Source organism: Mucilaginibacter sp. cycad4, from assembly GCF_034263275.1.
GTDB lineage: Bacteria > Bacteroidota > Bacteroidia > Sphingobacteriales > Sphingobacteriaceae > Mucilaginibacter.
The window spans coordinates 6,332,640-6,348,485 of record NZ_CP139559.1; the positions used below are offsets into that span (position 1 = coordinate 6,332,640).

At 44.8% G+C, this 15,846-nt stretch carries 12 protein-coding genes; 4 read left to right on the top strand and 8 right to left on the bottom strand.

The annotated features are described in order from the left end of the window. The first annotated feature begins 125 nt into the window (after nucleotides 1–125). Entirely contained in the window at nucleotides 126–1,253 is a 1,128-nt protein-coding gene (locus tag SNE26_RS26205) for a heparan-alpha-glucosaminide N-acetyltransferase domain-containing protein (protein ID WP_321556798.1), read from the top strand. 270 nt (nucleotides 1,254–1,523) lie between these two features. Next, nucleotides 1,524–3,431, top strand: a complete 1,908-nt coding sequence (locus SNE26_RS26210; protein ID WP_321556799.1) for a family 20 glycosylhydrolase — start codon at nucleotides 1,524–1,526, stop codon at nucleotides 3,429–3,431. Nucleotides 3,432–3,617: 186 nt separating this feature from the next. On the opposite strand, the gene SNE26_RS26215 is transcribed toward SNE26_RS26210, so the two are convergent. The 3 genes from SNE26_RS26215 to SNE26_RS26225 form a co-directional block, all read right to left on the bottom strand. Beyond that, nucleotides 3,618–5,234, bottom strand: coding sequence for an aminopeptidase P N-terminal domain-containing protein (locus SNE26_RS26215; RefSeq protein ID WP_321556800.1), 1,617 nt, complete (start codon nucleotides 5,232–5,234; stop codon nucleotides 3,618–3,620). 220 nt (nucleotides 5,235–5,454) lie between these two features. Further along, complete coding sequence (locus SNE26_RS26220) at nucleotides 5,455–6,447, bottom strand: glycoside hydrolase family 43 protein (protein WP_321556801.1); 993 nt, start codon at nucleotides 6,445–6,447, stop codon at nucleotides 5,455–5,457. Nucleotides 6,448–6,874: 427 nt separating this feature from the next. Continuing rightward, nucleotides 6,875–8,104, bottom strand: a complete 1,230-nt coding sequence (locus SNE26_RS26225; protein ID WP_321556802.1) for a DEAD/DEAH box helicase — start codon at nucleotides 8,102–8,104, stop codon at nucleotides 6,875–6,877. Nucleotides 8,105–8,496: 392 nt separating this feature from the next. On the opposite strand from SNE26_RS26225, the gene SNE26_RS26230 reads away from it, so the two are divergent. Beyond that, nucleotides 8,497–9,027: a GNAT family N-acetyltransferase gene (locus SNE26_RS26230; RefSeq protein ID WP_321556803.1), complete on the top strand. Its 531-nt coding sequence runs from the start codon at nucleotides 8,497–8,499 to the stop codon at nucleotides 9,025–9,027. Here SNE26_RS26230 and SNE26_RS26235 read toward each other — a convergent pair. From SNE26_RS26235 to SNE26_RS26255, 5 genes are all read right to left on the bottom strand, one after another. Continuing rightward, nucleotides 9,024–9,503, bottom strand: a complete 480-nt coding sequence (locus tag SNE26_RS26235; RefSeq protein ID WP_321556804.1) for a low molecular weight protein-tyrosine-phosphatase — start codon at nucleotides 9,501–9,503, stop codon at nucleotides 9,024–9,026. The two genes, SNE26_RS26230 and SNE26_RS26235, sit on opposite strands and share 4 nt — an antisense overlap. A 112-nt stretch (nucleotides 9,504–9,615) precedes the next feature. Then, the gene (locus SNE26_RS26240; RefSeq protein WP_321556805.1) at nucleotides 9,616–10,410 is read right to left on the bottom strand and encodes a S1/P1 nuclease; all 795 of its coding nucleotides are present in this window, start codon (nucleotides 10,408–10,410) and stop codon (nucleotides 9,616–9,618) included. Then, nucleotides 10,410–11,000, bottom strand: coding sequence for a fumarate hydratase (locus SNE26_RS26245; RefSeq protein ID WP_321556806.1), 591 nt, complete (start codon nucleotides 10,998–11,000; stop codon nucleotides 10,410–10,412). The genes SNE26_RS26240 and SNE26_RS26245 overlap by 1 nt, the downstream gene beginning before the upstream one ends. Nucleotides 11,001–11,087: 87 nt before the next feature. Then, on the bottom strand, nucleotides 11,088–12,485 hold the full coding sequence (gene fumC / locus SNE26_RS26250; RefSeq protein ID WP_321556807.1) for a class II fumarate hydratase: 1,398 nt from the start codon (nucleotides 12,483–12,485) through the stop codon (nucleotides 11,088–11,090). 454 nt (nucleotides 12,486–12,939) lie between these two features. Continuing rightward, complete coding sequence (locus SNE26_RS26255; protein WP_321556808.1) at nucleotides 12,940–14,610, bottom strand: molybdopterin-dependent oxidoreductase; 1,671 nt, start codon at nucleotides 14,608–14,610, stop codon at nucleotides 12,940–12,942. 153 nt (nucleotides 14,611–14,763) lie between these two features. Between SNE26_RS26255 and SNE26_RS26260 the strand changes: the two genes are divergently transcribed. Next, nucleotides 14,764–15,837: a tellurite resistance/C4-dicarboxylate transporter family protein gene (locus tag SNE26_RS26260; protein WP_321556809.1), complete on the top strand. Its 1,074-nt coding sequence runs from the start codon at nucleotides 14,764–14,766 to the stop codon at nucleotides 15,835–15,837. The last annotated feature ends 9 nt before the right edge of the window (nucleotides 15,838–15,846 follow it).

Here is a 15,846-nt window from a genome sequence, read left to right on the forward strand (position 1 = left end):
GGCGCGTTCGTTTTGTAAACGACTTATAACTTACCGGGACAATATGCTTTCCCGGTAAGTTTATTATCTTGCCTTAACATCCCTGCTTCTGAAAAGCTTGATTATAAACATTTTTAAACCCATTTATGGACAAATCATCATCGCGGTTTTTATCGCTGGATGTATTTCGTGGCATGACTTTATGCTTCATGATCATTGTAAATACGCCAGGCAGCGGGGCAGCCGCTTTTTCGCCCCTTGAGCATGCCGCATGGCACGGCTTCACCCCAACCGATCTTGTGTTCCCTTCCTTTCTGTTTGCAGTAGGCAACGCCATGAGCTTTTCAATGAAACGCTACCAGGAAATGGGTAATGCGGCTGTTTTAAGCAAGATCTTCAGGCGTACCCTGCTCATATTTTTAATAGGCTATTTGATGTACTGGTTCCCTTTCTTTTCAACAAACGGGGGCTTCCACTTAAAACCTATTGCCCATACCCGTATTATGGGGGTTTTGCAGCGCATTGCACTGTGTTACTGCTTTGCCTCGCTCATGATCCATTTTCTGTCTAAACGTACGGTATTTGTTTTATCCGGCTTGTTTTTGATCATCTACTGGATCATCCTGCTGGTATACGGCAACCCCGCCGACCCGCTGAGCATGACCGGTAACGCAGGTATCTATCTCGATAAATTTTTGTTTGGTGTTGATCACCTGTATCACGGCGAAGGGATCCCTTTTGAACCAGAAGGCGTACTGAGCACATTACCGGCTATTGTTAATGTGGTAGTGGGTTACTACGCAGGTAAATTCATCCAGCAAAAAGGGAAGGGCTATGATACTACCACCAAATTGTTATTAACAGGTTGCCTCTTTATCTTCCTGGCCCTTTGCTGGAATATGGTTTTCCCGATTAATAAAAAACTGTGGACAAGCTCATTTGTGCTGGTTACCACCGGGCTTGATCTGGTGATCCTGTCGGCCCTGATCTACGCTTTGGAAATCAATAACTGGAACAAAGGTAACTGGGCGCGCTTTTTTACCATCATGGGTAAAAACCCGCTGCCTATTTATGTGCTTTCTGAAATATTACTGATCCCCGTAAGCATGTTCATGATAAGCGGAACAAACGCCGTTGATTGGATAAACGCCTCTTTTTACCAGGCCATAGCTCCCGGACCTGTTGGCTCATTGCTGTTTGCCATTAGCTTTATGCTGATCTGTTGGCTGGTTGCCTATGTGCTTGATAAGCGGAATATCTATATCAGGGTGTGATTTGTGGGGGATTACACAGATTGATTTTGATTTCACCGATTTTGTCTGAACCGGGATTTTGGGAGATTTGTAGGATGGCGGGATTTTTTGCCCGGCGGCCATGTCCTCACGGCCGCATGCTCTGCAAATTCAAAAAATTCCTTAAAATTCGAGTTCAGACAAAAAAATCCCGCTCATCTTTAAATCCCCAAAAACATGGTTCAGAAAATACTTTTTAATTTTATTTAAAAAGTTTAATTTGCGTACATCCAATTAAATAAACAATTCTTTATGAAGAAATTATCCTTATTGCTCTGCGGCTGTATGGCGCACCTGCTTTCTGTAGCCCAAACAGCCAAACCGGCCCTCGCGCTTATCCCGCAGCCGGTAAAAGTTACCCAAACTACCGGCCAGTTTGTGCTGCCCAAAACGGTGGTTGTAGAGGCCGGTTCTTCGGCCGATGTGGCAAATGTAGCCGTCTATCTTAAAAGAAAACTATCTACGGCTACAGGTGCATTCATAACTATAAAAAGTATCGCGCCGACAGCGCCCATCAGGCTCGTTTTAAACAAAACAACCGATACCCTGATCAAAACCGAAGGATATAAACTATCGGTAACACCTAAAAAGGTAGTGATCCGCGCTAATGATGCCGCCGGGTTATTTTACGGGGTACAAACATTTTTTCAGTTGTTGCCTAAAGAAATTGAAGGACAGGAAGCAGCCAAAGGCGTAAAATGGACTGCTCCCGCAGTTGAGATTACCGACTACCCAAGGTTTGCCTGGAGAGGATTGATGTTTGACGTAGCCCGTCACTTCTTTACCAAGGCCGAGGTTAAGCAATACATCGACGCTATGGTTAAATACAAATTCAACCTGCTGCATTTACACCTTACCGATGATGAAGGCTGGCGTGTGGAGATCAAAAGCCTGCCACGGTTAACCGAAGTAGGGGCACATAATGTTAAAAAGGTGGGCCAGTTTGGTACTTTTAGCCCTCCAGCGGCAGATGAGCCACGTACTTCCGGCGGCTTTTACACGCAGGAAGACATCAAAGAACTGGTACAATACGCTAAAGACAGGTTTGTAAACATCCTGCCTGAAATTGATGTTCCGGGCCACAGCCTTGCTGCTGTAGTGGCTTACCCGGAGCTTTCATGTACTCCCGGTGCCGATAAATACGTAGTAAACTCGGGCGAGCCTTTTATGGACTGGAGCGGTCCGCACAATAAAGCTATTGTTGATAATACCCTTTGCCCTGCAAATGAAAACGTTTATACTTTTTTAGATAAAGTAGTAACCGAGGTTGCACAATTGTTCCCATTCGGTTATATCCATTTAGGCGGCGATGAGTGTGCCAAAAACTTCTGGGAGCAAAGTGATGCCATAAAAGCGCTGATGGCCAAAGAAAACCTGAAGGGTATGAATGAGGTACAGGCCTATTTTGAAAAACGGCTTGAAAAAATTGTAGAATCAAAAGGTAAAAAATTCATGGGTTGGGATGAGATCATTGAAGGTGGTTTAGGTCCTAATGCTGCTGTAATGAGCTGGAGGGGAATCCAGGGCGGGATCACTGCTGCCAAAGCCGGTCATGAAGTGGTGATGAGTCCAACAACGTTTGCATATCTTGATTACATGCAAAGCGACCGTGTGAACGAAACTAAGATCTACGCCACACTTCGCCTTAACAAAACTTACTCATGGGAGCCGGTACCGGACAGCGTTGATGCACGCCTCATTAAAGGCGGACAGGCCAACCTGTGGACAGAGCAGGTGTACAACATTCGCCAGGCCGAATATATGACCTGGCCACGTGGTATGGCTATTGCCGAGGATGTATGGTCGCCAAAGGGCGCTAAAAACTGGGACGGATTTTTCAGCAGGGTTGAGAAACATTTCCCGCGCTTTGACGAAGCCGAAACCAAGATAGCCCCAAGCGCTTACGACCCATCATTTGATGCTACATTGAATGCTGACAGTACGTTAAAAATCACTTTAACCAATGAGGTGAACGGACTGGATACTTATTACAGCTTTGATAATTCGTTCCCCGACAGGTTTTACCCTAAATATACAGCGCCGATAGATGCCCCTAAAGATGCAACTACATTAAGGGTGATCACCTATCGCGGTAAAAAGCCAATAGGCCGCATGGTTACCATGCCATTAGCTGAGTTGAAAAGCAGGATTAAGAAGTAAGAATAATTTATAAACAAGAAGCCCTCCGGATTGAATTTCGGAGGGCTTCTTGTTTCTCTATCGCCAACGCTTGGCTCCGGCCGAGTGTTTACTATTTAAACAGCCTTTGGGCGCCGAAGTTTGGTTACGCAGGCCAGAGGCCTGGGAATAGTTGCCACTCGGCAGGAGACGAGCGGCGGCGTTTTTTTATTTCAACTCCGGAAACTTAACTGCTTCAAAAATGCTTTTCTCAGTTGCAGCTTTTTCAACATCCTGCCATTTGCGTGGTGCATCGATGGATAGAATGGTGCCGCTGTCTTTACCTATCTGTACATCGTCCTCAATCCGTACCCCTATATTCCACCATTTTTTATCGCATGGACTGCCGGCAGGGATATAGATGCCCGGCTCAACGGTGATCACCCAATTTTCTTCCAGGTTGCCGCGGCCGCCTTTATCATGCACATCAAGCCCTAAATGGTGCGAACAGCCATGCGGATAATATTTGCGCACTTCTGAAGCGTCCTTGATAATACCAAGCTTAATTAATCCGGCCGATAATACCTCTGCCGATTTTTGTTCAAGACTGGCATAGGGAACACCTGCTTTACATAGTTTAAAGATCTCTTCCTGTGCATCGTATACTAATTGGTAAATGGCTTTTTGTTCTTCGGTAAATTTACCGTTGGCCGGTACAGTTCGGGTAACATCGGCAGAGTAGCCATGGTATTCCGCGCCAACATCCATCAGCAATAACTGGTTATTGATTTTTGTGGCCGAATTTTCCTCATAATGCAGGATACAGCCGTTTGCGCCTGCGCCTACAATTGGTGGATAGCCCTCATCCTCTGCCCCGTATCTTTTATGAACATAGGTCATGATCCCTTCAACCTCACGCTCACTCATGCCCGGTTTAACCGACTTCATTACCTCCAGGTGAGCAAGGCTTGAGATCTCCACAGCCTTCTTCAATACTGCCATCTCCTCGGGTGTTTTTACACCACGAAGCTTGCTCGTAAATTCAGCAAAGCCGGTATTGCCTCCATAAGTTGCAGCAATTTTTGCTTTAACATCGGCAAGTGTAACAGAATCAGGCCTGGCCACCAATTGCTGTATAAGTGGGTTGTTTTTATGGTCTTCATCTGCAAACTTATCTTTAAAATAAGCCATGAAGCGGCCAATGTTTTGAGGAGTAACCATTCTTGCTATCATATTAAGATCGCCGATAACCTGCCTGCTGGTTTCCGCTATGCCTGCCTTCGTTTTAAATGATGCAACAAGTTTTTTCAACTCCCCGGTCGATCCATCTCCGGTAACATCTTCGGGAAGCACGTCATAATACACATTGGCAAACTTTTTAAAATCCACCGGGAATTTTGCAAAATCCTCGCTGTTGTAAGTCCGCTTAAATCCAAGTTGCGATTTGGCACCTTCTACACCCAGCCTGCGGCCCGTCCATTGCTCGCGGCCTGCATCACGGTGCCGCACAAACAAAACTTCGTTATAGCTACTATCGCCATCGGCCTGCATGTCTTTAAACACTAAAAGAACTGAGTTTGGCTCCTTGTATCCCGAAAAATAATATAGGTCGGGATTAGGATGGTATACATAATTAACATCGTTCGAAAACACCTGCTCAGGATACGAGAAGATCACCGTTACCGAATTGGCAGGCATCAGGTCACGGAGGGCCTGGCGTCGTCCGGCATGAAACTCCTTGCTTAAATAATCGGTGGGTAAGTTTTCGGCGGCTTGTCCGAAACAGCGGTTGCTGCCAGTCAGGGCCAGTAAAATTACTAATGCCCGAAGAAATGATCGCGTCATAATGATAAAGGAATAATGTCAGTCAAAAAACGGTTTAAGATACTAAATATCAGGAAATATCACATTCACCCTTTTAGGGGGAATTGTTCGATATATATGGTAATAAAAACGTCATTGCGAGGCACGAAGCAATCCCCAAGAGGCAGAGCAGCCATGCAGGTTTCTCTGTAAAGTTGGGGATTGCTTCGTGCCTCGCAATGACGGATGTAGAAAGAGGGGGCTATAACTTCCTCGCCGTTACACCTTCATTGGTGATCTTAACCGGCAGGATCTTGCCATCCTTATCAAAGTACATTTTGTCGATACAGGTAACGCGGTGGTTGCCATCGGTTTCGGTTAATGGGCGGCGGTGATAAACAATATACCATTCATCCTTACCTGGCACCTGGATCACCGAATGGTGACCTGCACCCGTGGCAATATTCGCGTCCTGTTTTAATATCGTCCCAATACGGTTAAACGGACCAAATGGCGAATCGCCAATGGCATAAGCCACACGATAATCCGGACCAGTCCAGCCGCCTTCGCTCCACATAAAGTAGTATTTGCCTTTGCGCTTAAACATCACAGGGCCTTCAACATAATCTTTGGGAGTGATCAGTTTATAGGTTTCGCCATTATCAAATGGTTCAACGCCGGTAAAATCATTTTTTAGTTTTACAATGTTACACTGGCCCCAGCCACCGTAGATCATGTAGTACTGGCCATTATCGTCTTTAAAAACAAACTGGTCGATAGGTTGCGCTTTATTGATGATCTGCCCGATAAGCGGTTTGCCCAAAAGGTCTTTGAACGGGCCTTCTGGTTTATCGCCAACGGCAACACCTATGCCTCCAACCTCGTTATTGTTCTGGATATCGTTAGCGCCAAAAAAGATATAATATTTGCCATCCTTCTCGGTCACCGCAGGTGCCCACATCGCGCGCTTTGCCCATTTTACGGCAGCAGTATCAATAATACGCGGGTGTTTTGTCCAGTTGATCAGATCGGGCGATGAAAAGGCATCCATAAATACCTGGTCGTTATATTTAGCAGAGTAGGTAGGGTACACCCAGTATTGCTTATTAAAGATCTTAGCCTCCGGATCGGCATACCAGCCTTCAACAATAGGGTTACCGGATGTCTTTTTCTCTTGCGCTAATGCTTTGTTTGCAGATGTAGTGAGTGCAGTACCAAACACAGCCAGTAAAACAAGTTTTTTAGGGATGATCATTGGGAAATAGATTTTTGGTCTAAGATATTAAAATTGATAAAACGTTTTAGTAATGGTGCACTAATTTATTCGAATTGAAGCGAATTACACGAATTTGAGATTATCGGGATTAGACAGCGAGCTACAGAGAAATCGCTTTTAACCACATGCAGATAGAAAAATTTTTACACGAATTTTTACCAATTAATCGAATTACACGAATCTTAAATTAAATAAAAAATTCGTGTAATTCGATTAATTGTGAATGGTTTGCAAAGCATTCGTGTAGAAATTTTCAGATGGGCTTTAGTAAAACAGATCGAACTATTTTAAATAGCGATTTCCCTGCTGTGAGCTACTAATTAAAATCAATTCGCCAATATAACTCCTGTTAATTCGTGTAATTCGATTAAATTGTGTTCAACTTAAAAGTATTCGTGAAAATCTTTTAATTACCCGTATTCTGTTGTTTCGGTTTCTTTTTTCCCCAGCGACGGTTGGGCTTTCTTTTAGCATCTCCCTGTGCCAGTTCAGATTTAACGGGCTGTATTGCAGCCAATTCATCGGGAAGATCCATCAGCTTAATAGGTTTTTCTATCAGCTTTTCGATGTTCTTAAGCTTGCGCTCGTCGCGGTGATTAACAAAAGTAATGGCAGTACCGGTTGTGGCAGCACGGGCCGTACGACCGATACGGTGGATATAATCTTCCGGATCGCCGGGAACATCGTAGTTAATTACCAGGTCAATCCCCTCAACATCAATACCGCGCGAAAGGGCATCGGTACCGATGATAACCGGTAATTGTTTGTTTTTGAATTTAAGGAGGATCTCTTCGCGCTCTTTCTGCTCCAGGTCGGAGTGGAAGGACATGGCGTTGATCTTGATGGCCTTCAATTCTTTGTATAACGCTTTAACAATTTCCTTGCGAGATGCAAAGATGATGATGCTTGTAAATGCCGAATCTTTCAGGATGTGCTGTACCAGCGGCGTTTTTTGCTGATCATGCACCCGGTAAACCTGCTGGTCGATACCTACAGCCGGCTGCGAAATAGCGATATTGATCTGCTCCGGATCCTTCAAAATAGCTTTGGCCAATGAACGGATACGGCCCGGCATGGTGGCCGAAAACAACAGCGTTTGCCTTTCTTTAGGCAGGTAGCTGATGATCTTCATAATATCATCCGAAAAACCCATATCCAGCATGCGGTCGGCTTCATCAAGTACCAGGTGGGTAAGATGATTGAGCTTCAGCACACCCGATGTAAGGTGGGCGATAAGCCTGCCGGGAGTAGCTACGATAATATTTACATTGTTTTGAATGCCACGGCGCTGCTGTTCGTAAACAATACCATCGCCGCCGCCAAAAACAGCAATAGAGCTGATGCCTGTAAAATAGGCAAGGCCTTCAACCTGCTGATCTATTTGCTGGGCAAGTTCGCGGGTTGGGGCAAGGATCAGGGCACTGGTATGGTGTTTATTGGTTTTGCTGATGCTGTTTAAAACAGGCAGCAAATAAGCGCCGGTTTTACCTGTACCGGTTTGAGCGCATGCAATCAGGTCGCGCCCCTCCATAATGGTTGGGATAGCCATGGCCTGTATGGGTGTAGGGTTCAGGAAACCCATACTCTCTACACCTTCAAATAATTGCTCGTTAAATTTAAAATCCTGGAAAGTCACTATATCTTATAAGTAAATTATGCAAGGTATAAAAATTTAACGGTAAATGAGGGTTTTAGGGTTTATTCGCTCGGTGCAAACGCATTAAAATGGTCAGACCTATGAATAAATGGGGGTGAAAAATTTTTACACGAATTGATTTTCAAATCGGACACAATTAATCGAATTACACGAATTTTTTATTGATGTCAATTTGAAATTCGTGTAATTCGATTAATACGTAAAAATTAGTGCGAAGATTTTTCGTTTATCGTTTCTTAATCTGCGTGCGATTAAAAGCCATTTCCCTGGTTATTCCCTGCGGTTAAAGGGAAATATAAATCAAGGCGCAACTCTTTAATGACACTCATGTTACCTTTACAATCAATTCAAAAATTTATTTTTGAACACCTATGAATATTATCACTAAAACGCCGCGCTTACTGATCCGCGAATTTACAGCCGAAGATGAAGAACTCTCTACCCTGATCGATGCCGATGACCGCCTTACTCAATACGTAAAGAAACGTACTCCGCAAGAGAGCAAACAGGTATTTAAAGACACGCTGAAAGAATACCAAAACGGATCGGGCCTGGGCAGATGGGGAGTATTTAATATCGCCGATAACGATTTTATAGGTGTTTGCGCCCTCAAACCCAGCGATTTTGACAAAAGCCGCATTGAGCTGGGCTACCGCCTGCACCTCAAATATTGGGGCCAGGGCATCGCCACCGAATTGGCCGAAGCGCTGATCAATTATGGATTAAATAAAGTTGGCTTAAAAGAGGTTTGCGCAGTTACCCATCCCCAAAACGCGGCATCACAAAGGGTGCTGATCAAAGCAGGATTTGTGCGTGAGGGGATTGTATTTTGGTATGGTGAGGATGTGCCGTTTTTTCGGGTAAAGAACCCCACCCAACCCTCCCCGAAAGGGAGGGCTTAAAAGCGTTTATTAAAGTCTCCCCGCCGGGGGAGATTTAGAGGGGGGTGTAACTCTTTAATAATATCCTTACAACCGTTTTCAATCAATTCAAAAACCGGTTCAAACTGGTTGTCGTCATAGTAAGGATCGGGCACTACCTTATCGCCTAAAAGGAGCTTTACTTTAGCGGCCTGTTCTTCGTTGCGGGCCATATCAAGCACATCGCTCAAATTATTGCGATCCATTACAAAGATGTGGTCAAAATCGTCAAAGTCGCTTCGTTTAAACTGGCGACAAACCTGTTTACTGATATCAATGCCATGGTTGCGTGCGGCGCGGATCGAACGCCTGTCGGGAGCTTCGCCTATATGCCATCTACCCGTACCTGCCGAATCAACATCCCAGCCCAGACCATTTTCGTCTGCCAGGTGCTGCATGATCCCTTCGGCCAGCGGCGAACGGCAGATGTTGCCGAGGCATACCATTAGTATTTTCATGTGTTGGTTGATTAGGTGAGTGGTTGGATTAAGTGAGTGGTTTTCCGCGTTGAAAGCCGACTGGTATGCAACCACTCACTTAATCAACCCAATAAACCACTCACTCAAAAAATCAACCAAAAATCTGATTCAATACACCGGCCAAACGTACGCCGGCTTTTACCATTTGCTGATTAAGAGTAGCTATATGGTTAAAGTTATATTTGTAACCAAGTTTATCGCCGGTTTTAGTTTCGGCATATAGTTTATCAGCCAGCTGGTTGCTTTCGTATATCCACTGGCTCATTGGCGCTTTTTGTAACTCGGTGCGCTGAGCAGCTGTTGTGTGGTTTATCATGGCGGTGTACTCGGTGTAGCTTAATTGCTGAAGGTCAATCAGCTCGCTGTCCCAAACCGAGTGCAGGTTACTGTCTTTACCAAACCATTGTACTTTTACATCATTACCGCCTTTATCGCTCAGGTGACCGGTGTGTAGCGGCTGGTGTACATCCTCCACAATATGGATCAGCATGCGCAGGTAAAGCAGCTTGTTGGTTTTGGTAGTAGTTTTCTTTTTAAGTTCGGCCACCAGGAAATTCATTTTGGTATAAGCATCGGTAATCGTATCGGCCTTTAAATAAGCCTGCAGGTCCGGATAGCTGTAAGCTTTTTCCAGGTTAATAAAATGCCAGTTATACAGGTAATTGTAGGCCGGGTCTGATTTAATAAAATCGGCCCAGTTGCTGGTGATGGCGATGCTTTCATCGCCTAAAATAGCCTGTATGGCTTTGCGGGCTTTGGGGGTAAGGTAGCTATCGGCAATCTGGCCGCAAATGCGGTGACCGTTGGTGCCCCAGGCCATACTTTGCAGCGGGATATAAAATATCGCCACCAGCAGTAAAAGTTTTTTTAAGGTTTGTGTTTTCATTACAATGGTTTTGGAATACAGCTTGTTCTTTTTATCAGATGCGCGTTAATGGGTATTACGTTGGATGTACTTACAAACCTGATGAGCGAATCGCCTTTGCGGTGAACTTTAAAATATTCTTCATAGTCGCCAAACCTGAAACAGCCCTGTTCATTTTTATAGGAGCCATCAGCATTGCAAAACTGCCCTTTGATATGCAGCGTATCCTGCCTTTGCGAGTATGTTCCGCGAATATATTCATCCCAATGCCCTTTGCTCATGCAAGTATCGGCTCCGTAGTTAACCTTGCTAACGGTACTAATCTTCAAAAGAAATGAATCGCAGCTGAATTTGATATCATATAGCGAATATGTTACCAGGCTTTTCTGCGCAGGCACGCTATCCTGTTTCCATTCGCCCTGTAGTTTACTATCCCCCGGTTCCTGCATATCGGGGTTACGGGTACAGGAGGCTACCATTATAAGGCAAAAGGCGAAAGGTAAAAGGCGAAAGGTGTTTTTTAAACTGAAAGTTGGAAGGTGAAAGGCAAAAGGCGAAAGGCGAAAGGCCTTTTTGAACGCCGACGGCATAAGGCTTAAAGCCTTAGTCATTGAGAGATAGCGCAAATTAAAGCGTTTTGGCATAAACTGTATGCATTAAAAAGCCCCTCTCCATCCGGAGAGGGGTTGGGGTGAGGCCTATTTTAAACTGCCTATCATATTTTCGGGGCGTACCCACTCGTCAAACTGCTCGTTGGTTAGTAAGCCTAAGCCAATAGCTGCTTCACGTAGTGAGCTGCCGTTTTTCAGAGCTGTTTTAGCAATTTTTGCCGCGTTTTCGTAACCGATGTGCGGGTTAAGCGCGGTTACCAGCATCAATGAATTTTCGAGGTGTTTTTTGATGCCTTCGTAATTTGGCTCAATACCTACAGCGCAATGATCATTGAACGACACACAAGCATCCCCAATTAACCTTGCCGATTGCAGGAAGTTGGCCGCCATAACCGGTTTAAACACGTTCAATTCGTAATGACCGTTTGAGCCGCCTATCGAAATAGCCACATCATTACCCATAACCTGTGCGGCTACCATGGTAACAGCTTCGTTTTGGGTTGGGTTAACTTTACCCGGCATAATTGATGAACCAGGCTCGTTATCCGGGATATGGATCTCGCCAATACCCGAACGCGGACCAGAGGCCAGCATCCTGATATCGTTAGCAATTTTCATTAATGAAACCGCAATTTGTTTCAGTGCGCCATGACTTTCAACAATAGCATCGTGAGCGGCAAGCGCTTCAAATTTATTTTCGGCAGTGATGAATGGCAAGCCGGTAAACTGAGCAATGTACTCAGCAACTTTAACATCATAACCTTTAGGTGTATTGATCCCTGTACCAACAGCAGTACCGCCAAGGGCAAGTTCTGAAAGATGGTCAAGCGTGTTACGCAATGCTTTTAAGCCGTGGTTAAGCTGTGATACATAACCTGAAAATTCCTGGCCTAAAGTGAGTGGGGTAGCATCCATCAGGTGGGTACGACCGATTTTCACTACCGATTTAAAAGCTTCAACCTTAGCCTGCAAAGTATCGCGCAGTTTCTCGATGCCCGGGATGGTTACATCAATCAGGATCTTGTAAGCCGCTATGTGCATAGCGGTTGGATAGGTGTCGTTTGATGATTGTGATTTGTTCACATCATCATTTGGGTGGATGAAGGTTTTACCTTCGCCCAGTTTATTGCCTTGTAATACGTGCGCACGGTTAGCAACCACCTCGTTCACGTTCATGTTTGATTGTGTGCCCGAGCCAGTTTGCCAGATCACCAGCGGAAACTCCGAAGCCAGCTGCCCGGCCAGGATCTCGTCGCAAACCTGTGCTATCAGGTCGCGCTTTTCTTCAGGTAATACGCCTAAATCGGTATTGGTAAAAGCGGCAGCCTTTTTCAGGTATGCGAAAGCGTCGATAATTTCCTTTGGCATTGATGCCTCCGGACCAATTTTAAAATTATTGCGTGAGCGTTCGGTTTGCGCTCCCCAGTATTTGTCGGCAGGTACCTGTACCTCGCCCATGGTATCGTGTTCGGTTCTGAAACTCATGGTATTAAATTTTGCAGGGGCAAAGTTATGTTTTTATATGATGCGGGGGAATGTAGGGTGTAAACTTTTTGATAGGAGAAAAATTATTCTGAACCGGGGTTAAGCTTTTGGTTGGCGTTCTCGCCCGTTGTTGGTGTTGTCACCAACAACTCTGCGTCAAGCAATTGCGTTAGCAAATGGAAGATATCATGATTGTAGTTAAGAAAAGTTGTTGGTGACAACACCAACAACGGCACGAGGGAATTAGAAAATATTCCGAACAGTGGTTGTGTTGTCATCACCAACAACGGCGCGAAGACAAGCACAAAAATCCGGACAATCCCAAAATCCTAAAAATCACGGTTCGGACATGGGCGTTGCCTCCGGCCGGGCTTTCCGCTCATACGCCCGCAGGCATTACGCTCGTGGGCCGGTATCCGCTGCAATCTAACGCGAATTCCGTTCAATTAATCTTCTATGTATTTGCAATCAAATCAAAATATTCGTCATCTTCATTTTTACCGCCGAAGCCTTTGCCAATTGTTTCGTGGCTCTCCACAAAATCAACACGGGCAATCCATTTTACCATTTTATACCCTATCTGATTCTCTATCCTGAGCCTGAGCGGAGCGCCGTAAGCTGGGGTAAGTGGCTCGTAATTCATTTCCCAGGCCAGAATCGATGCCGGCTTCATGCAATTATCCAGCGTATGGGTGTCATAGTAGGTTCCGCCATATAGGCCTTCTCCAAATGAATAAAAAACCACCGTTGTAACATTTGCGTGTGGCCTAACCAACTCAACAAGTGCCTTTATAGGTACACCGCCCCACTCTGCAATGCCCGACCATCCCTGGATACAATGGTGCATGGTGATGTTTTGCTCCTTGCCAAGCTCAATCAAGTCCGTAAGAGATAGCTCTACCGGGTTATCAACCAGTCCGCCAACTTTAAGCTTATAATCTTTAAACCCATCAGCAGCCAGTGTGTGCCATTCTTCAGAATTGGGTATTTTTCCGTTTGCCCAAAAGTAGGGTGATATATCTTTTGGCTGATAATAAATATGGGGTTTAAACTTATTGATAGATAGTTTCCAAAGCGTTCCGTTAATGGCGGCTTCTGCCTTTTGCAGCAAACGGGGCCTTTTCCAGGATAGCCAGTGCGCTAAAAAACCAAATGCTATGATAAACAATATAAAGCCTAAACCAATGTAAAGCCCTGAAGTATCTGTGGGATTATCTGTTCCGTTGATGATGTGGTTCATGTTGCGGACAAGTCCTGTCGCCGCAACCATACTCACGTGGATTACAATGAACGCCAGGTAGCCAAGCATTACTAAAAAATGAACAGAACGGGCACCCTGCCTGTTCCCGAAAAGCTTTGGCAGCCAGTGAAAACGATTTTCAATAGCCGGTGACATGGCCATACCGCTAAGCATGGCTATCGGTGCAAGTATAAATACCACCCCAAAATAAGAGAGTTGCTGAAGCGCATTATAATGATAAAACCCGTTTGGCTCAACCGGCATATTCAGGGTGGCGTAGTGCACAAATACGTTCCATGAATCGGGCAGGATCTGCCATGATACAGGTACAAGCCGTTTCCATTGATTGGTGGTAAAAAGCAGTATGGTAAATACCACGCCATTTAAAAGGAAAAACGGAACATTGATAAAATGCCAGCAACGGGCAAGGCCTACGGTGTGCCGGTAACCCGGCAGGCCAACAACCGGACTTAAATAGCGGGCTTCATCTTTTGCTGTCCAAAGGTTATTATCGGGTATTTTTAAGGGGGTGAATTTGATCCATTCAGAATTGGGCGTACAATCATTATTCCAGTACAAACGCGGGTGGTCTGCCAGGATGGAAAGTCCGCTTCTGATGATAATAATCAAAAAGAAAAAGTTAACCCAATGGCTCAGGCATAACCACCAGGGGAAGCCTTTTGGGTCGGCTTCGGTAACCGGGAGGAAAGAAGCGGATGGATCGGCGGGCAGTCCCCATGTAAGATACTGCATCCATGCAACGCCAACCGTGGCCAGTAACAAAGCACCGGTAATAACAAATATATAAGGCTTAATTCCTAAAAATAATCTTCTGTCTGCCGGGAAATGAACCGCTTGTTCCGCTGCGTTAAAATTGGTAAACATATGAGGTAGGTGTAAATAGTTACGTAAAAACTTACATATTATTTAAAGTATTACAACACTGTTAAAGGTAATTAATAATTTGTGGATCTTTATTAATTAATAATACCAAATGCAATGGCTTAAACGCCATAACCATTATATATAAACCACATATTGAAAGTAATAGAACAACATCCGCCATTGTCAAAACCAGGCGAGCCCATCACAGGCCATTCGCTCCAATCCTTTTTTCCGGGTTATTTTGCATTGGTAATGGCAACAGGCATAGTTTCCATCGGCGCTTTTTTATACCATATGCCCATCATTGCCAATACCCTGTTTGCAGCGAATATTGGTTTTTACATCGTGTTATGGGTGATTTTCTTTCTGCGGGTTTTTAAATATCCAACGGCTGTTTGGAAAGATATCACCAGCTCATCGCGCGGTGTAACTTTTTTAACCATGGTTGCCGCTAATAATGTTTTGGGCAACCAGTTTGCTTTAATGACCAATCATCAGGAGGTGGCTGTATTTTTATGGTGGCTGGGCATAGCGTTATGGATACTGATCACCTACACTTTTTTTATTGTGATTACGGCTAAAGAACCAAAGCAAGGTGTGGAAGCAAGCTTAAGCGGCGCCTGGCTGCTTATTGTAGTTGCAACCGAATCTGTTGCTGTGTTGGGCGCATTAATTGCCGGCCAAATGGCCTGCCGCGATGTGGTGATTTTTATTTCATTTTGCGCTTTTTTAATAGGAGGCATGCATTACATGGTATTTATTTCCCTGATTATATACCGCTGGCTTTTTTTGAGCATGAAAGCCGAATTACTTACTCCGCCTTATTGGATAAATATGGGAGCAGTTGCCATAACCACGCTGGCAGGTTCACGTTTGCTGATTTACGCCCGTACCCATGAATGGATAGCAGGTATTCAGTATTTTTTACCCGGCTTTACAGTTTTGTTTTGGGCCTTTGCTACCTGGTGGCTTCCTATACTATTTTTGCTTCCTGTATGGCGGCATATTTTACAGCGGGTGCCGCTCAAATATGATCCGCAGTATTGGTCGCTGGTGTTTCCGGCAGGGATGTATACGGTAGCCACTTTTAATTTTTCAAAAGTACTTGGTCTCCCGTTTGTTATGCACATCTCAAACGGTTTTATCTATTTATCGATGGCAGCCTGGGCTATCGTTTTTATCGGGATGGCACGAAGTTTTATCCGGTTTATTTTTCCTCCTAAATAACCCGGGCCA